At 73.6% G+C, this 17406-nt stretch carries 15 protein-coding genes, 1 tRNA gene and 1 pseudogene; 9 read left to right on the forward strand and 8 right to left on the reverse strand.

Annotated features, from left to right (window positions below):
- Positions 1-46: 46 nt before the first annotated feature.
- The 3 genes from ACFY7C_RS04475 (at position 47) to ACFY7C_RS04485 (ending at position 3981) form a co-directional block, all read left to right on the forward strand.
- Positions 47-1471, forward strand: coding sequence for a flotillin family protein (locus tag ACFY7C_RS04475; protein ID WP_389645954.1), 1425 nt, complete (start codon positions 47-49; stop codon positions 1469-1471).
- Positions 1472-1552: 81 nt separating this feature from the next.
- Entirely contained in the window at positions 1553-2020 is a 468-nt protein-coding gene (locus ACFY7C_RS04480) for a hypothetical protein (RefSeq protein WP_389643578.1), read from the forward strand.
- Between the two features lie 65 nt (positions 2021-2085).
- The gene (locus ACFY7C_RS04485) at positions 2086-3981 is read left to right on the forward strand and encodes an NAD-binding protein (protein ID WP_389643581.1); all 1896 of its coding nucleotides are present in this window, start codon (positions 2086-2088) and stop codon (positions 3979-3981) included.
- A gap of 88 nt (positions 3982-4069) precedes the next feature.
- Here the strand turns inward: ACFY7C_RS04485 and ACFY7C_RS04490 are convergent, their stop codons facing one another.
- The 4 genes from ACFY7C_RS04490 to ACFY7C_RS04505 all read right to left on the reverse strand — a co-directional run bounded on the left by ACFY7C_RS04490 (position 4070) and on the right by ACFY7C_RS04505 (position 8645).
- A complete protein-coding gene (locus ACFY7C_RS04490) occupies positions 4070-4621 on the reverse strand; it encodes a hypothetical protein (RefSeq protein WP_389643584.1) in 552 nt (183 codons plus the stop codon).
- Between the two features lie 25 nt (positions 4622-4646).
- A complete protein-coding gene (locus tag ACFY7C_RS04495; RefSeq protein WP_389643587.1) occupies positions 4647-7415 on the reverse strand; it encodes a DNRLRE domain-containing protein in 2769 nt (922 codons plus the stop codon).
- A 272-nt stretch (positions 7416-7687) separates the two neighbouring features.
- Positions 7688-8260, reverse strand: a complete 573-nt coding sequence (locus ACFY7C_RS04500) for a DM13 domain-containing protein (protein WP_389643590.1) — start codon at positions 8258-8260, stop codon at positions 7688-7690.
- Positions 8261-8571: 311 nt separating this feature from the next.
- Positions 8572-8645, reverse strand: a tRNA-Pro gene (locus tag ACFY7C_RS04505).
- A gap of 117 nt (positions 8646-8762) precedes the next feature.
- On the opposite strand from ACFY7C_RS04505, the gene ACFY7C_RS04510 reads away from it, so the two are divergent.
- Positions 8763-9260, forward strand: a complete 498-nt coding sequence (locus tag ACFY7C_RS04510) for a DUF309 domain-containing protein (RefSeq protein ID WP_389643593.1) — start codon at positions 8763-8765, stop codon at positions 9258-9260.
- Here the strand turns inward: ACFY7C_RS04510 and ACFY7C_RS04515 are convergent.
- From ACFY7C_RS04515 to ACFY7C_RS04525, 3 genes and pseudogenes are all read right to left on the reverse strand, one after another.
- On the reverse strand, positions 9250-10500 hold the full coding sequence (locus ACFY7C_RS04515; protein WP_389645956.1) for a cytochrome P450: 1251 nt from the start codon (positions 10498-10500) through the stop codon (positions 9250-9252). The genes ACFY7C_RS04510 and ACFY7C_RS04515 overlap by 11 nt on opposite strands.
- A 229-nt stretch (positions 10501-10729) precedes the next feature.
- Positions 10730-11107 carry a DUF488 domain-containing protein gene (locus ACFY7C_RS04520; RefSeq protein ID WP_389643596.1) on the reverse strand — a complete coding sequence of 126 codons (378 nt, stop codon included), beginning with the start codon at positions 11105-11107 and terminating at the stop codon, positions 10730-10732.
- A gap of 218 nt (positions 11108-11325) precedes the next feature.
- Positions 11326-11922, reverse strand: a pseudogene (locus ACFY7C_RS04525) (TetR/AcrR family transcriptional regulator C-terminal ligand-binding domain-containing protein); the annotation flags it as partial.
- Between the two features lie 165 nt (positions 11923-12087).
- On the opposite strand from ACFY7C_RS04525, the gene ACFY7C_RS04530 reads away from it, so the two are divergent.
- Both ACFY7C_RS04530 and ACFY7C_RS04535 read left to right on the forward strand, forming a co-directional pair.
- Positions 12088-12906, forward strand: a complete 819-nt coding sequence (locus tag ACFY7C_RS04530) for a phosphatase PAP2 family protein (RefSeq protein ID WP_389643599.1) — start codon at positions 12088-12090, stop codon at positions 12904-12906.
- Complete coding sequence (locus ACFY7C_RS04535; protein WP_389643602.1) at positions 12903-13952, forward strand: DMT family transporter; 1050 nt, start codon at positions 12903-12905, stop codon at positions 13950-13952. The genes ACFY7C_RS04530 and ACFY7C_RS04535 overlap by 4 nt, the downstream gene beginning before the upstream one ends.
- A gap of 22 nt (positions 13953-13974) precedes the next feature.
- Here ACFY7C_RS04535 and ACFY7C_RS04540 read toward each other — a convergent pair whose 3' ends face one another.
- On the reverse strand, positions 13975-14592 hold the full coding sequence (locus tag ACFY7C_RS04540; RefSeq protein ID WP_389643605.1) for a DUF4188 domain-containing protein: 618 nt from the start codon (positions 14590-14592) through the stop codon (positions 13975-13977).
- Between the two features lie 137 nt (positions 14593-14729).
- Between ACFY7C_RS04540 and ACFY7C_RS04545 the strand changes: the two genes are divergently transcribed.
- Genes ACFY7C_RS04545 through ACFY7C_RS04555 form a run of 3 tightly spaced genes read left to right on the forward strand, consistent with a single transcriptional unit; the run spans position 14730 to position 17362 of the window.
- Positions 14730-15410, forward strand: a complete 681-nt coding sequence (locus ACFY7C_RS04545) for a MerR family transcriptional regulator (RefSeq protein WP_389643608.1) — start codon at positions 14730-14732, stop codon at positions 15408-15410.
- A gap of 51 nt (positions 15411-15461) precedes the next feature.
- Positions 15462-16466, forward strand: a complete 1005-nt coding sequence (locus tag ACFY7C_RS04550; protein ID WP_389643611.1) for an SPFH domain-containing protein — start codon at positions 15462-15464, stop codon at positions 16464-16466.
- On the forward strand, positions 16463-17362 hold the full coding sequence (locus tag ACFY7C_RS04555; protein ID WP_389643614.1) for a hypothetical protein: 900 nt from the start codon (positions 16463-16465) through the stop codon (positions 17360-17362). Before ACFY7C_RS04550 ends, ACFY7C_RS04555 begins: the two co-directional genes overlap by 4 nt.
- Positions 17363-17406: the final 44 nt, after the last annotated feature.

The following is a 17406-nucleotide window of genomic DNA, read 5'->3' on the forward strand; positions in this document are numbered from 1 at the left end:
CACACCCTGTTCTTCTCATTCTGTACCGATCGAAGGGGGTTTCATGATGAGCCCTGTCCTCACCGCCGTGGTGGGCGTCGTCGTCCTTCTCGTGCTGCTCGGCCTCGTGGTCATCACGCGCTACAAGGTCGCCGGGCCCAGCGAGGCGTTCATCATCACCGGCCGGCGCGGCAAGAAGACCACCGACCCCGCCACCGGGCGGGAGTTCACCGACAACAGCGGGCAGAAGGTCGTGGTCGGCGGCGGTGTCTTCGTCGTCCCCTTCGTCCAGCAGAAGTTCACGCTCGACCTGTCCAGCCGGCACATCCCCGTCGCCGTACGCGGCGCCGTCACCCTGCGCGGGGTCAAGGCGAACCTGGAGGGTGTCGCGATCGTCAAGGTCGGCGGCACCGAGGACTCCATCCGGGCCGCCGCCCAGCGGTTCCTGATGCAGCAGGACGGCATCGTCGGCTTCACGCAGGAAGTGCTGTCCGGCGCGCTGCGCTCGATCGTCGGCCGCATGTCGGTCGAGGACATCATCCGGGACCGCGCCGCCTTCGCCGGCCAGGTCGCCGAGGAGGCCGAGGCCAGCCTCTCGGGCCAGGGCCTGGTCCTGGACGCCTTCCAGATCCAGGACATCACCACCGAGGGCTCGTACCTGGAGGACCTCGGCCGTCCGGAGGCCGCCCGCGCCAAGCAGGAGGCGGACATCGCCGAGGCCGTCGCCCGCCGCGCCGCCGAACAGGCCCGCCTGAAGGCGGAGGAGGAGATCGCCATCGCGCAGCGGACCCTCTACCTGAAGCAGGCCGAGATCAAGGCCCAGACCGACGAGGCCGCCGCCCAGGCCAACGCCGCCGGCCCGCTCGCAGAGGCGGCCCGCCAGCAGGACATCCTCAGCGAGCAGGAAAAGGTCGCGGAGCGGCAGGCCGCCCTGACCGACCGCCAGCTCGACACCCAGGTCCGCAAGCCCGCCGACGCCGCCCGCTACCAGGCGGAACAGGAGGCCGAGGCCCGCCGCATCGCCCTGGTCAAGCAGGCCGAGGCCGACGCCCAGCGCTCCCGCCTCACGGGTGAGGGCGAGAAGGCCCACCGCGCCGCCCTCGCCGACGCCGTACGCATCGAGGGCGAGGCCGAGGCCGCCGCCATCGCCGCCAAGGGCGCCGCCGAGGCCGAGGCCATGCGGAAGAAGGCAGACGCCTTCGCCCGGTACGGCGACGCCGCCGTCCTCCAGATGCTCGTCGAGGTCCTGCCCCAGGTCGTCGCCAAGGCCGCCGAACCGCTCGCCGCCGTCGACAAGATGACCGTCATCTCCACCGACGGAGCGAGCCGGCTGACCCGTACGGTCACCGACAACGTCACCCAGGGCATGGAACTGCTCAGCTCCGCCACGGGAGTCGACCTCGCCGCCCTCCTCCAGGGAATCACCACACCGAAGGCGACACACGAGCCGGCGCCGCCCGCCGCGAGCACGCCGGTCGAGATCACCGACTGAGCCACGATTCCGAAGGGGGGCGGTGTGAGAAGGAGCTACAAGGTACACGCCGGCCTTCAACTGGGCCTAGGAGCAGTGGCGTTGTGCGCTGCCCTCTTCGTCACCGTCCCCGGGCGACCGCCCATCGCCTCCTTCGGCGTCCTGCTCGGGGTCGGCTCCGCCCTGATCTTCCCGCTCCACGCGGCGACGATCATCCGCGGCATGCGCGCGGCGGCCGACAAGACGGAGCAGTGGCGCGCCCTCCTGACCCTTCCCCGCTCGCTGCTCGCGCTACTCGCGGGCCTGGGCCTCGGCGTGGTCGCGCTGCTCACGCTTCCGGGCGACGACGGCTCCGGCCTGCAGGCAGGCGACTCCGTCCATGACCGCTACTACGCCGTGGACACCACCGACCCTCGCCGTTCGAGGGTCGAGGTCACGAGGAGCGAGTACGAGGCCCTGAGCAAGCACGACCAGCGGCACATGCTCACGGTCTACGGCGCACTCGCGGCAGGCGGTGGCGCCCTGACACTCGTCTTCGGGGCCCTGGACTTCCGGATCGGCCGGCCATGACGCGGCAGGCTGATACCGGTCGTGTTCATGAACGAGCGGGCATCCATGACGTCATCAGGGGGAACATGGTGGCACTGCCGCGCCAGGGCGAAGGGGAGGCGACCGTCCGCGGGCACATGGTGGTCTGCGGGGACGACGGCCTGGCCCACCGGCTGGCGGACGAGCTGCGCGACGTCTACAGGCAACGCGTCGTCCTCGTCGTACCCGACGAGGTCGAGGTGCGGCTGGCCACCGACACAGGCCCGACCACGGAGGACACCACCCGCGGCGGAACCTTTGTGCCCGTACAGGTGATCATGTCACCGGCACCGACGAAGGAAGCACTGCTGCGGGCCGGGGCCGACCGCGCTACCGCGCTGGCGCTGCTGTACGAGGACGACGAGACGAACCTGCGGGCCGCGCTCGCCGCCCGCAGACTGAGCCCCGGCCTACGGCTCGTGGTCCGCACGTACAACCGCAAGCTCGGCCGGCATCTGGAAGAGCTCCTCGACCAGTCCGCGATCGTCCACTCCCCCGGCCTGGACCGTGCGGTGCTCGACGCCTCCACGACCGTCCTGTCGGACGCGGACACCGCCGCGCCCGCTCTCGCCGCGACCGCTGTCGCGGGCACCAGCAAGATCGTCCAAGCCGACGGGGTCCTCCTGCGGGCAGTCGAGCGCACACCGCCCGGCCGTGGCGAGACGGCCGACCCCGGCCTGTGCACCCTGGCCCTCCTCTCGTCCACCGCCGCCGATCCGGCCGGCGCCGAGGGCTCGGAGGGGAGCGGTTCCCCAGGTCCCCTCCTCCTGCCCGACGACCGGACCGTGGCGGGCAGCGCCGGGCGGGGCAGTGTCGTCCTGGAGACGGTCCGGTACGCCGGCCCCGCCCTGCCCGCACACCGCCTGGCCCGGCGGGGCGCGCCACTGGGCGAGCTCTTCTCCAGCCGTCTGCGGTGGGCACTCGGGGGTGTGGTCGCCTCGGTCCTGGCACTGACGGTCACCACGACCGTGCTCACCGACGCCGACCCGGTGCACGCGGCCTACATCACGCTGCTCGACCTGTTCTCCATCAACGACCCCGCGATCGACGCGTCGGTCACCAACCAGGTCCTCCAGCTCCTGTCCGGCCTCGTCGGCCTCGCCCTGCTGCCCCTGCTCGTCGCCGGCGCGCTGGAAGCACTGGGAACGTTTCGGGCCGCCGGCGCCTTGCCGCGCCCCCCTCGTGGGCTCTCCGGGCACGTGGTCCTGCTGGGACTGGGCAAGATCGGCACCCGGGTGCTGGCCCGGCTGCGTGAACTGGACATTCCCGTGGTGTGCGTCGAAGAGGATCCTGAGGCCCGCGGTATCCCCTTCGCCCGCGGCCTCGGCGTCCCCGTCGTCCTCGGTGACGTGACCGAGGAAGGCATCCTGGAAGCGGCCAAGATCCACCGGGCACACGCGCTGCTCGCGCTCACGAGCTCGGACACGACCAACCTGGAAGCCGCGCTCTACGCCCGCATCCTTAGGCCGGATCTGCGGGTTGCCCTTCGTCTGTACGACGACGACTTCGCCACCGCCGTCCACCGCACCCTGCGCGCCGCCCACCCCGACGCCCTCACCCGCAGCCGCAGCGTCTCCCACCTGGCCGCACCCGCTTTCGCCGGCGCCATGATGGGCCGCCAGATCCTCGGCGCCATTCCGGTCGAGCGCAAGGTCCTCCTCTTCGCGGCCCTTCTGGTGGCAGGCCACCCCCCGTTCGAGGGCCGCACCGTCGCCGAAGCCTTCCGCCCCGGCGCTTGGCGAGTCCTCGCTCTCGACACCGCGACCCCGTCGGCCCGGCGCCCGGACCTCGCCTCCGCCCACCACGACGGCGACGACCCCCAGCTGTTGTGGGACCTGCACCCCGGGTACGTGCTTCGCCCTGAGGACCGCGTCGTCATCGCCGCGACACGCCGCGGTCTGGCCGAACTCCTCGGCCGGCACAGGACCGAGGCCCAGCGGTGACTCACACGGCCACCAGCCCGCCGCACAGACGCGGCAGTGCCCCGGAACGCGAAGAGCGTTCCGGGGCACCGGTCGTTCAGAGGTGCGTTCAGCCGCGCTTGACGGTGAAGGAGCACCACGCCGTCCAGGCGGAGGCGGTGTCGCCGTCCTTCACGCGGACGCGCCAGCGGTAGGCACCGTCGCTCAGGGTGCCCTCGGGCAGCTGGAGGGCGGCGTCGTGGCTGGTGTCGCTGGTGAGCTGCCGGTGGAGCACGGGCTTTCCGGTCGCGGTGTCGACCTCGAAGGTCACCTTGCGGCGGGGGCCGGGCTGGGCCGGCTCGACGGTGCCGGGCGGGGCGACCGATTCCAGGGTGGCGGCGAGGGTCGGGGTGCCGGTCGTGACGACCGGGTCGCCGGTCGGGTCGCCGCAGAACTGGAAGCCCGCGTACGAGTCGTTCGAGATCCTCGGCGCCTCGGGCGTCGGCAGCAGCCGGTCGTCCCCGGCGACCGCCGCCGGGGCGGGGCCGACGGAGGCGGCGGCGAGGGCGATCGGGGTCGCGACGGCGCCGGCGGCGCAGGTCGCGACCAGGGCGATGATCGCCCTCCGCACCCCCTTCCGGGGCTGCTGGGGCCGCTGGGGTTGCTGGGTGCGCACACGCATGTCCTTGTCTCTCCTCATCGGCCGGCTACTTCACGTACAGCGTGTGGTCGGGGTTGGGCGCCTGGACCTGTGTGCACTGGTAGGAGGTCCAGCGGTGTTCGGCGACGAGTCGTTTGCCGACCTCCTGGCAGCCGGCGAGGTTGTGCAGCGTCTCGTACGCGGTCCAGTTCGCGGCCGTGTTCGGCTTGAGCCTGTTCGTCACCCCGTACGCGGCGGCGTTGCCGCCGGCGGTCACGCCGTCGGTTCCGTCCCAGCGGTAGTGGACGCCGAGCCAGACCCGGCCGACGGCGTTCTCGGTCGCCGCGGCGGAGACGGAGGTGAAGGTGCGGGTCACGCCGAGGGCGTTGGGGTCCTCGGTGGTGGCGGTCCAGGTGATCTGGTCGGTGCCGAACCACGCCTGTGTCGCTTTCGACCAGGCCCCGGCGAAGGTGGCGTGGCCGGAGACGTAGGCGGGGAACGGCGGGGAGAAGTGCTGTCCGTTGCGGTCCTGGGACAGCGGCTGCCAGTTGGCGTCGGCGGTGGTGGCCGCGTTCCCGTCGCCGTCGAGCCGGATCGCGCTCTCGGGCCGCCACAGGTCGATGTTCGTCTGGTACTTCTGGTCCCAGGCCACGATCCCCGCGTCCGCCATGGCGAAGGCGGTCAGCGCGAACAGCTTGGCGTTGCCGGAGACGGTCGTGCCGTACTGACGGGACAGGATCTGGGTGTGATCGAAGAGCTGGCCCGGCGGCTTGTAGGTGCCGTCGAGGTCGTTGGCCCAGAAGATCGCCGCCTTCGTCTGGTCGGCGGTGCGGGCCGTGGACTCCGCCCCGCCCAGGCGCTTCACGTCGTTGACCTGGTCGGCGTACGCCTGGCTCGGCAGCAGCGTGCTCATCTGCGTGTGGCCGGCCGGTCCCGCGGAGCGGAACTGGGCGCTGCTCGCCATGCCGAAGGGCTTGACCAGGCCCCACTGCGGCGTGGCGCCGTCACCGGTGCCGGTGGGCCGCCAGTATCCGGGCTGGGTGGATCCGGTGTACGGGGCGATGGGCGCCGAGCCGTCGTCCTTGCGGGCGGCGATCATCGCGGCCGCGGCCTTCTGGCCGACCTCGGTGCCGGCGGCGCGCTGCGCGGTCGTGACGGCGGCGGGGATGGTGGAGCGGGCGGCGGCGATCTCGTCGTCGAAGTTCAGCGTCGGGTAGACCGAGCGCAGCACGTCGAAGGCCGCGTGGTCGATGGCACTGTTGACGTCCGGCAGCGCCCCGTTGGTGGCGGCCGCCTTGACGAGGTAGGGATCACCGAGACACTTCAGCGCACCCTCGGCGCAGCGGGCCGAGTTGGCGGCGTCGTAGATCGCGCCGTGCATCATGGCACCGGCCCGGGCGAGCGGACCGGGGGCTCCGCCGACCTGCCGGTAGGTCTCCAGCAGGACGTCGTTCCAGTAGACGACGTGGTCCTTGACCGGGTCGGCGGGCGTCTCGTACGTCACGAGGATCGACGGTGCGGTGCTGGTCTGGGCGGATGCGAAGATCTTGAACGCCGTGACGTCGTTCTCGTCGGTGGCGCGCAGGCCGATGGCATCGACGGTGTTCGTCGTCTTCGACCACTGCTTGACCAGGGACGTGATGTCCTCGGATATCCAGCGCGGACCGCAGTTGGTGTGGCCGTGCGTCTGGGTCGAGGTGGTCACCTTGGCACGCCAGGCGGGCTGGGTGCCCCAGCGCGTGGCGGAGGAGGCGACACCGGTGTCCCAGATCTCCCAGGAGCGCGGCTCGCAGACGTCGGACCAGGTGGCGAAGAGGTTCAACTCGGCGTTGAGGATGTCCTGCCCGGTGACCGCGGGGTGCCGGGGGAAGTTGAGGAAAGCGCGGGCCTCGCCCTTCTGCCACTCGCGTCCCACGCGCAGGTCGACTCCGGCGGAGGCGTCGGCCGTGTCGCCGTTGCGGACGTAGGTGTCGAAGTCGGTGCCGAAGTAGACCGCCGGGTCGATGGTCACCGGGTAGCGCGTGGCCTCGTCGGCGAGGAAGGCGCGGTCGGCCTTGACCGTGAGGTCGAAGCCCCCGCTCCGGGCGGCGATATCGAGGTCGACACGGGCCGTACGGGCGCCCGGCGCGTTCTCGCCCCGGGCTCCGGCGTCCCACATGTAGGGGGTGGAGCCGTGCCCGACGGTGGCACCGGTGCGGGCGTCGGTGAGGGTCAGGGTGTCGTCGGCGCCCTGACGCGCCTTCAGGCCCTTGGCCCGTACGGGCAGGGTGAGGCTCGCGGCCCGTTCGGCGGCCTGCCGGTCGGCGACCACGAGGTACTGCTCGAAGCCGGTACGGGTCGCCTCGACGATCAGGTCCGTGCCGGGCCGGACGTTCTCGTACGTGGCCTTCGAACCGCGGAGGCGCGGCTCGGGCAGAGCCCCCTTCCAGCCGAGGGCGAGCTCCTGCTCGCCCCGCCCCAGGGTCACGAGGTCACCGTCGGGGGCTCCGGTCCGGCCGGCCAGACGCAGATCCTGCGGGTGAGCCTTGGGCCGCACGCTGCCGTCCGCGTTCTTCACGAGCGTCAGGTCGATGCCGACCCAGCGGCCGTTCTCCTTGAAGCGCACGGGTCCGGCGAACGACTCGACGGACATCGTGCCGTCCGGGTTCGCCCACAGGGTGGTGCTCTCGGTGCGAGCTCCGACCACCTCGATCCGCCGCCCCTGTGCCTGGGCGGTGAGCCGCGCGTTCGCCTCCTCCCGGGAGGTCGCGGAGGGCGTGGCGGTGGTGGTCTGGGTGACCTCCGCCGCCGGGGTGGCCGCCGCCGGCGACAGGGGACCGGCTGCCAGGACTCCCACGGGGGCGAGCAGAGCCAGAGCGAGAGGAAGGGCCAGGGACCGGGGTCTGCCGTGCCGTGCCGGTCCGCGGGACCGGCCGGTGGTTCTGCGCACGCTGTACTCCTTCTGATCATGAGGAAACAGACGCGCGGCAGCCTGTCAGCAGTGATCTTGCTGTGTCCACGCCGTGTCTCACCGTGACGGTGTGAGCATTTCGTCGACGGAACCCGGAACTCCTCTACCGTTTCGGCACGTTGCCGAAGGACATCTCCGAACACGCACCTCGTACGGTGTCAGGTGCGGACGATCTCGGCAGCACCGAACGAGACGTCGAAGCGGTCACACCAGATGCTCACGCTCGTGTAGGCCGACAGATCGAGGTCCGTCGGCAGGGGATAGTTCTGGTCGCCCTTGTTCCCCTTGAGCTTGGCGAGGTTGATGTACCTTCCGTCGTCGAAGACGCCCCAGCCGGCCTTCCCTTCCTTGACCGGCGCATCGCTCAACCACACCCGCAGGTCGGGGCCGTTGCTCGTGTCAAGGCCTTCGAGCCGAAGCGTGTGGGTGCCGTCGGCGAGCCGGATGATCTTCGCTGTGCCGGTCGTCGTGTGTTCATGGCTGATGAACGAGCCTTTGGCCACGGTGGTCGGGCCCGCGGGCACCGAGGACGGCGTGGCCGCCGCGGAGGAGGACGGGCTCGTGGGCACCGCGCGCGTCCCGGTCGGCGTGGCCGCGGAGGGCAGCGCCTCGTCGACGGTCTCGTCCACCCACAACGCCCAGGGTTTGAACCACACCAGCCCGGCCACCACGATCACCGCCGTGACCGCCGCCGCCCCGACCCACCACTGCTTCTTCGCACCGCGCCCCATGGCGCACCTCCTCGGACCCCACGACTTCTCCGGGCCATCCAACGCGACCTGGGCCGCCGGCGAAAGGCTTGCGTCGTGCCTTCGGGGTCACGTCGAAGGCGATGCCGTCGGTGCCGCAAAAGCCGGACGCACCTGGTTCGCCGACGCCGGCGTCCCCCTTCACGTCCCGCTCAAGATCGCCGGGCACGGCTCACTGACCACCACGCAGCGCCACCCGCACCCCGACGTCCGCCGGATCACTGCCCCCGAAAAACGTCGAGGGGCCGTTCCAGATTGCTCTGAAACGGCCCCTGACCTGCGACTCTTACGAGTCGGGACGACAGGATTTGAACCTGCGACCCCTTGACCCCCAGTCAAGTGCGCTACCAAGCTGCGCCACGTCCCGATGCCCGTCCGTCCCGGGGGGTGTCCCCCGTGGCGGCGTGCAAGAGAACATTACCTCACTTCACGGGGTGGATCAGCACACGGGGTGTCACCGCGGCGGGCGGCGGACAATGGGTGGATGGACAGGGAACCGGGCAGGGACCGTGATCAGGAGGGGCGGGCGCGCAGTGCGCGGCCGCGGGACGGGCTGGGGCGGCCGTTGCCCTACGGGGCGGAGGGGGTGGCCCGGCAGCCGGAGGGGGTGGTGCGGGGGCCGGACGGGACGGTGCGGGAGGCGCAGCGGCTGCTGGACGGCGGGATGCCGTTCCATGCGCACGAGGTGTTCGAGGACGCGTGGAAGTCGGGGCCGGCGGGTGAACGGGACCTGTGGCAGGGGCTGGCGCAGCTGGCCGTGGGGCTGACGCACGCGGCGCGCGGGAACGCGACGGGCGGGGCGCGGCTGCTGCGGCGCGGGGCCGGGCGGGTCGAGGAGTACGCGCGGGGCGGGGCGCGGACGTACGGGATCGATGTCGCCGGGGTCGTGGCGTGGGCACGGGAGCTGGCCACCCGGGTGGAGGCGGGCGGCGGGGTGCCGGACGCCGGGGCGGAGGCGCCGCGGCTGCGGGTCAGCGGGTGAGGAGCAGTTCCTCGGGCGAGCGGTGGATGAGGGTGGGGCGCATCGGTACGGGACGGTCGTCGACCGGCCGCAGGTCGGGGAGCAGCCGGGTGAGGGCGCTCAGGGTCGCGTGGAGTTGGACGCGGGCCAGCCGGGAGCCGGGGCAGCCGTGCGGGCCGTGGCCGAAGGCGAGGTGGCGGGTTCGCGGCGGGGGCCGGGTGATGTCGAAGGCGTCCGGGTCCCGGTGGCGGGCCGGGTCGCGGTTGGCGGAGCCGTACGCGACGAAGAGGGTGGCGCCCGCGGGCAGTTCGGTGCCGGCGAGGGTGACCGGGCGGGTGGTGGTGCGCCGGAAGCCCTGGACGGCGGAGTCGTAGCGGGCGGCCTCCTCGACGGCGGTCGGTATGAGCTCGGGCCGCGCGCACAGCAGTTCCCACTGGTCGCGGTGGCGCAGCAGGTGGAGCAGCGTCGTGCCGATGAGCGCGGTGGTGGTGAGGTGGCCGGCGATGAGCAGGTTCTGGAGGTTGGCGACCAGTTCGCAGCGCTGGTCCTCGGTCAGGCCGCGCGGGCCGGGGCCGAGTCCGGAGTCGGGTGCCAGGGCGGTGACGAGGGCGGTGATCAGGTCGTCACGGGGCCGGGCGCGGCGGTCCCGGGCGTAGCGGTCGAGCAGGTGCTGGAGGGCGAGGACGTCCTGGGCCGCGGTGACCTGTTCGGCTTCGGGCACCGGGCGGAAGAGGAGGCGTTCGGCGCTGTACGAGCCGTGGACGGCGGCCGGTACGTCCGCCGGGTCGAGGCCGAGGAGCCGGCCGATCACGGCGCCGGGCAGGACGCGGGCGTAGTGGGTCATCAGGTCGGCCCGGCCGTGCTCGGCGAGGGCGTCGGCGAAGGCCTCGGCGAGGGCGTCGGCCTGCTGGGTGACGTACGGGGCGAGGGCGGCGACCCGGGCGGCGGACAGGCCGCTGTTGAGCGGGGCGCGGTGGCGGCGGTGGGCGGGGCCGTCGGTGGAGACGACGGTGGGCCGGGGTGCGAAGCCGCCGCCGAGGACGGCGAGGGCGGCGGGTGAGGGCCGGACGTCGGGGCGCAGCGCCTGCGCGGAGGAGAAGTCCTGGGGTCTCAGCAGCACTTCGCGGATGTCGGCGTCCCGGGAGACCAGCCAGGCGTCGAGGGCGGGCACGTAGGTGAGGCCCGGGGTCCGGCGGGCCCGTGCGTAGAGGGGGTACGGGTCGCGCTGGAGCTCGTCGAGCACGGCGTGACGTTTCCGCAGGGCCTCCCGCACCTGCGCCGCTGCCTGGGCCGCGGCCGGCGCCGCGCCTTGCTCTTCGACCTGTGCTGCCTGCTGGGCCGGGTCCACGCGGTCCCTCCTCGCGGTTGCGGTCGGATGCGGCCATGGTGAAGGGGTCGCGCGCGGGTGGCCAGGGCCATGCCGGGAGGTGGCGGGAAGGGGACGGAAAGGGGGCGGGAAGGGAGCGGAAAGCGGGGCGGGAAGGGACGGCCTACGACGACGCCAGGGCCTTTGTCAGGACGGCGGTGTGGCTGACCGAGGGGTCCTTGGCGGCGGTGAGAAGGGTGACGGGCCCCTCGGAGGCGCGGGCGCGCAGGTCCGCGAGGGCCTCGGCGGCGGCCGGTTCGGTGAGTTCGCGCTCGTACCGGCGGCGGAACTCCTCGTACTCCCCCTCCGGTCCGTGGTACCAGCGGCGGAGCTCGGTCGAGGGGGTGAGGTCCTTGGGCCACAGGTCGACGTGGGCGTCGGCCTTGGAGAGGCCGCGCGGCCAGAGCCGGTCGACGAGGACCCTCAGGCCGTCGTCGGGCTCGGGCGGCTCGTAGATCCGCCGCGCGCGGACCCGGACGGGGGTCGGTGAGGAGTGGGGCATGGCTTCAGGGTGCCGGACGGGCCCCGGCTTCACACCTCGGCGTCGCCGGCCGCCTCCGCGCGCGGCGGCTCGGCACCGCCGGTCGGCTCGGTGCTCCGCGGCCTCGAAGCACCGCCCGTTTCCGCGCGCGGCAGCTCCGTACCGCCCGCCGCCTCCGCCCTCGGCAGTCCCGAGTCGTCGACCGGCTTGGCCCTCGGCAGCCCCGTACCCCCGGCCGGCTCCGCCCGCAGGGCCGGCAGCAGCACCGCGTCCACGAAGGTCCGCAGGGTCGCCGGGTCCGTGAAGCGGTCCTCGAAGAGGCGCTCGATGCGGAGCATGCCGAGGAAGCAGGGGGCGACGAAGCCGATGGCCGGGTTGTCGGCGTCGATCTCGCCGCGTTCGACCGCGCGCGCCAGCATCCGGTCGAGCGCGGCGACCTCCGGTTCGATGACGGTTTCGCGCAGGGCGGCGCGGAGGTCGGGGTGCTGGATGTACGCCTGGCTGACCGCCTCCATGAGTTCGGCGTCGCGCTCGCGGCGGGAAGCGGCGACGCGGGCGGCCTCGCGCAGGTCGCCGACGAGGGAGCCGGTGTCGATGCCGGTGAAGACGGCGCAGCGGCGCTTGTCGAGCGCGGCGGTGACGAGGCGGGGCTTGGTGCCCCACTGGCGGTAGAGGGTCGCCTTGCCGCACTTGGTGCGGGCGGCGACGCCCTCCATGGTGACGGAGTCGTAGCCGCCCTCGCGCAGCAGGCAGATGACCGCCTCGTACAGCTCGGCCTCCCGTTCGGGGGTGAGCTTGCTGCGACGGGCGGCCGCGGTCGCGGCCTGCGTGGACATCGATTTCCTCCCGGACACCCCGTACCCAGCGGCCCTGTCTCTGCTCATCGAGAGTAGGGCGTCCACAATCGAGACGCAAACGTATCGAGACGCTTGCGTCTCGAAGAATTCGGATCTAGAGTTCGTCCGTTTGTTGTCGGATTTGACGGAAAAAGGGGCCACGCCATGGCTGCCGGGATACGCGGGATACGAAGATCACGTCCTGCAGGACCGGGGGCGACGGCTACCCCCAGACCGCCGCTCGTGCGCGAGCTGCTGCTGGTCACGGCGCTCTTCCTCGCCTACAAGTTCGGCCGGCTCTTCGCCAACGGCCACGAGGCCCGCGCCTTCCGCAACGCCGACCGCCTGTGGGACGCCGAGCGCGCCCTCCACCTGCCGGGCGAGGGCACGGTGCAGCAGCTGCTCCTGCACGGCGAGGGCCTGATCCGCGCCGCCAACACGTACTACGCGGCCGTGCACTTCCCGGCCACCCTCCTCTTCCTCGCCTGGCTCTACTGGCGCCGCCCCGCCCATTACGTCTGGTCCCGCCGGGCCCTCGCCCTGCTCACCGCCGCCGCGCTCGCGCTGCACCTGCTGATGCCGCTCGCGCCGCCGCGCATGCTCGCCGAGAGCGGTCTGATCGACACCGCCCGGGTCTACGGCCCTTCCGTGTACGGCGCGACGCCGGAGACGGACTCGATGGCGAACCAGTTCGCGGCGATGCCCTCGCTCCACTTCGGCTGGGCCCTGATGCTCGCGATCGGGCTGATCGCCGCCACCCGCTCCCGGTGGCGCCCGCTGTGGCTGCTGCACCCGGTCCTCACGCTGCTCGTCGTGGTCGGCACGGCCAACCACTACTGGCTCGACGCGCTGGCCGCCGCCGTCCTGCTCGCCCTCGCGCTGCTGCTCGTACCGTCGCCGCGCCGCCACCGGCCCGACGACGCACGGCCGCTCCCACCGCTCACCCCGGCCACGGCCGCCGCGTCCGCCGGGGCGCTGCGATGAGCGGGGCCGGCGGGACCGTCGTCGCGGTCGTCCTCTCGCTCGTCTCGGCCGCCGGCTACGCCCTGGCCGCCGTCGCCCAGTCCCGGCTCGCCTCCGCCTCGGCCGGCGGGCGCGGGGCGCTGCGGCGGCTGCTCGCCCGCCCGCAGTGGTGGTGGGCGGTGGGCCTGAACGCCGCCGGCGCGCTCGCCCATGTCGCCGCGCTGCACTACGGGCCGCTCACGCTCGTGCAGCCGCTGGGCGCGCTGACGCTCGTGGCGGCGCTGCCGATCGGCGCGTACGGGGCGCGCCGCCGGGTCACCCGGGTCGAGTGGCGCGGCGCGCTGTGGACCCTGGTGGGGCTGGTCGGGCTCGTGGCGGTGACCGGCCCGACGGCACCCGACGAGGCGCTGAACCTGCGCGAGGCCCTGGTCGTCACGGCGGCGACGCTGCTGCTCATCGGCCTGCTCTCCGCGCGCTCGCGCGGGGGCGGGGGCCAAGACGGGGGCACGCCTGCCCGTGGCCGGGGCCTCGGGCACGCGACGGCGTCCGGGGTGGCCTCCGGGGTCGGCTCGGCCCTCACCCAGACCCTCACCGCCGCGCTCGCCCGCGACCTGCCCGGCGGGCCGACGGGCTGGTGGCAGACGACGCTGCTCGCGGTCCTGATCGCCGCGTTCGCGGTGGGCGGCCTGCTGCTCTCGCAGGCCGCGTACCGGGGCGGGCTCGCCGCGCCGCTGGCCGTGGTCAACCTGTCCAACCCGGCCGCCGCCGCCGTCATCGGGGTGGCCCTGCTCGGCGAGACCTTCCGTGCCGGGGCCTGGGGCTGGGCGGTCGCCGCCGCCGCGTCCCTGGTCGCGGCGCGCGGCGTGGTGCTGCTGACGACGGGGCTCGGGCCGGAGGCCACGGTCGCACAGACGCCCGCGCCTCCGGCCGCACCCGAACCCCCGGTGCCCGCCCTCCCCGCCCTGCCCGGGCCCCTCGGCGCGCCCGAGTCCCGGACCGCACCCCTCGCCGGCCCGCGCCCCGCTCCCCTGCCCGATCCCCTCCCCGTACCGGAGCCCGCCCGCTAGCGGCCCCGGCGCGCCCGTGGCGTCAGGGCGTGGCGGCGGGGCCGTCGGCGTCTCCCAGCTGGGCGGCGTAGACGGGGTCGGTGGAGGCCTCGTAGCCGCCCTTCTCGCGCGGCACGGCCGGTTCGAGGCCGTGGACCGCGCCGATGCCCGTGGGCGGCATGTCCCCGTACAGGGCCTGATAGGCGCCGGGGCGTACGGAGTAGATCTCGTGCCAGATGCCGACCGCGCCGTTGCTGGAGAAGTAGCGCCGCCAGAAGGCGCTCTGGGCCGGGTGGTGGCGGCGCCCGGCGTCGCCGGCGTACGCGCGGATGTCGCCGGCCCGGCGCCAGTACTGGACGATCGTCACCTCGCCGAACCGGGGGCCGAGCAGCATCCGGTAGCCGAGGAAGCCGCTGCGCGGGTCGTCGCCGAGCTCCTTGATCATGCCGGGCATCGCCGTCACGACGGGCAGCCAGCCGCGCACCGACCGCCAGCGGTTGATCCGGGCGCCGATCAGGAACACGGCGACGGGTTCGCTGTTGACGGCCATGAAGCGGCCGCGGCGCAGCCGGCGCCGCTCGGCGCGGTCCTCCGGCGCCCCGCGGTGCCATTCGGGCGCCTTCAACAGGCGCAGCCCGTCGGTCAAGCCGAGTCGTGCCATGGTCCGTTCCCCATCCGTCACTACGGAAGTCACATGGATAGTTCGACTATCTTTGGAGGGCAGAGTAGAACTCCTCGGTAGTCGTGTCGAGACCGCGGAACGAGCACGGCGGAACGAACAGGAACGGTGGATCTCTCGTGCGCCTCTCCGAGCTGAGCGCCCGCAGCGGGGTGTCGGTCGCGACGGTGAAGTACTACCTGCGGGAGGGGCTGCTCGCGCCCGGCACCCCCGTCACCGCGCGGCAGTCCGACTACGGCGAGGAGCACGTGCGCCGGCTGCGCCTGGTGAGGGCGCTGCTCACGGTGGGCGGGATGACGGTCCAGCAGGCGAGGGACGTGCTCGCGGTGGCGGAGGACCCGGCCTTCGGGCGGCACGAACGCCTGGGCGTCGCCCAGTACATGCTCGGTCCGCACGTGGAGCCGCCGGAGGAGACCGACCCCGAGCGGGAGCTGTGGGACCAGGTGGCCGCCGAGATGCGCGGGCTGCTCGACGAGCTCGGGTGGCGGGTCAACGACGAGGCGCCCGCGCTCGCCTCGCTGGTCCGGGCCGTCGTCAGCATCCGGTCGCTCGGCTACCGCAGCGGGAAGGAGGACATCAGGCGTTACGCCGAGGCGCTGCGCCCGATCGCCGAGGAGGAGTACGCGGTGCTGGAGGGGCACCCGAACCTCGAGGAGGCGATCGAGGCGGCCGTGGCGTACACGGTGCTCTACGAGCCGCTCCTGCTGGCGCTGCGACGGCTCGCGCACGAGGACGTCTCGGCGCGGTGGTACGGGACGGCGCCCGGCCGGACGCACGGTACCCCTATTTCGTCACCTTGACGACAAGCGCGAGAGCCCCCTATCGTCACAGTGACGACAAGGGGAGGAACCATGGCCGACATCACCCGGCGGGCCGGCTGGCGCCATCTGCGCTCCGCGCCCACCGCCCACATCCGCCACCAGCGGGGCGGACGGCTCGTGCACGACGGCACGGGGCTGAGCTTCTGGTTCCGCCCCCTCTCCGCCGCGCTCTCGGAGGTGCCGGTCGACGACCGCGAGCTGGCGATGGCCTTCCACGCCCGCACCGCGGACTTCCAGGACATCAGCGTCCAGTCGACCGTGACGTACCGGATCGGCGATCCCGCCGCGGCGGCGACCCGGCTGGACTTCTCCGTCGACCCGGACACCGGCGCCTGGCGCGGCACCCCGCTGGAGCAGATCGCCACCCTCCTCACCGAGACCGCCCAGCAGCACGCCCTCGCCGTGCTCGCCCGGATCCCGCTGGCCGAGGCCCTCGTCGACGGGGTCGGGGCGGTGCGGGAGCGGATCGCGGCCGGGCTCGCGGCGGAACCGCGGCTGCCCGACACGGGCATCGAGGTCGTGGCGGTGCGGGTGGTGGCCCTGCGCCCCGAGCCCGAGGTCGAGCGGGCGTTGCGCACCCCGGCCCGCGAGCAGATCCAGCAGGAGGCCGACCGGGCCACGTACGAGCGCCGGGCCGTCGCCGTGGAACGCGAACGGGCCATCGCGGAGAACGAGTTGGCCAGCAAGATCGAGCTGGCCCGGCAGGAGGAGCGGCTGGTCGACCAGCGCGGCACCAACGCGCGGCGGGAGGCGGAGGAGTCCGCGGCGGCCGACGCGGTACGGGCGGAGGCGGAGGCGTCGCGTACGGTCCGGCTCGCCCGCGCCGAGGCCGAGGCGGCCCGCGAGGTCGGGGCCGCGCGCGCCGAGGCGCAGGGCGCGTGGCTGCGGGCGCACGCCGAGGTCGCGCCGGCGACGCTGCACGCGCTCGCCGCGACCAGGGCGGCCGAGCAGCTGCCGAGGATCGAGCATCTGACGCTGTCGCCGGACGTGCTGACCGGGCTGCTCGCGAAGCTGGGCGGGGGCACCGGCTCGTGAGCCTGGCGCCGCGGGCGGTGCTCGTCCACCGGACCACGGAGTACGAGGAGTTGCTGGCCCGGTACGGCACGCACGGGCAGGCCGCCTTCCACCTGGCCGCGCGGGGCCGCTCGGTCGACGAGGTGCGGGAGCGGCACGAGCGGACCAAGCGCGCGCTGGCGGAGGTGGCCGGCGCGGTGCCGTTGCGGTGGCGGCGCGCCCGGGTGGAGCGGGCGGACCTGGACCGCTTCCCGTTCGGGCCGGAGGACGTGGTCGTGGTTGTGGGACAGGACGGCCTGGTGGCCAATGTGGCGAAGTATCTGACGGGACAGCCGGTCGTCGGCGTCGACACCGACCCCGGGCGCAATCCGGGCGTCCTGGTGCGCCACCGGCCGGGGGACGCGCGCCGGCTGCTGCCGTCGGTCACGGCGTCGGCGGTACGGACGGGGGTGGACCCGCTCACCATGGCGGAGGCGGTCACGGACGACGGACAGCGGCTGCTCGCCCTCAACGAGATCTACCTCGGGCCGCCCGGCCACCAGACCGCCCGCTACACCCTGCACGCCCCGGCCTGCGCGCCCGAGGCGCAGGCCTCCTCGGGCGTCCTCGTCGGCACCGGAACGGGCGCCACGGGCTGGCTCCGCTCCCTGTGGCGGCAGCGCTCCAGCCCTCTCCCGCTGCCCGCCCCGACCGACGCCCGCCTCGCCTGGACGGTCCGGGAGGCCTGGCCCTCCCCGGCCACCGGCACCAGCCGCGTCGAGGGCCTCCTCGGCACCGGCGACGCCCTGAGCCTGGTGGTCGAGTCGGACCGTCTGGTCGCCTTCGGCGACGGCATGGAGTCGGACGCGCTGGAACTGACGTGGGGCCAGTCGGTGCGGGTGGGGGTGGCGGGGGCGGCGCTGCGACTGGTGGGCTGACCACCCGGGCCCGTGGGGGCAACCGGGCGGCGAGCGCGGTCCCA

Origin of the sequence: Streptomyces sp. NPDC012769, from assembly GCF_042901205.1 — a bacterium.
Lineage (GTDB): Bacteria > Actinomycetota > Actinomycetes > Streptomycetales > Streptomycetaceae > Streptomyces.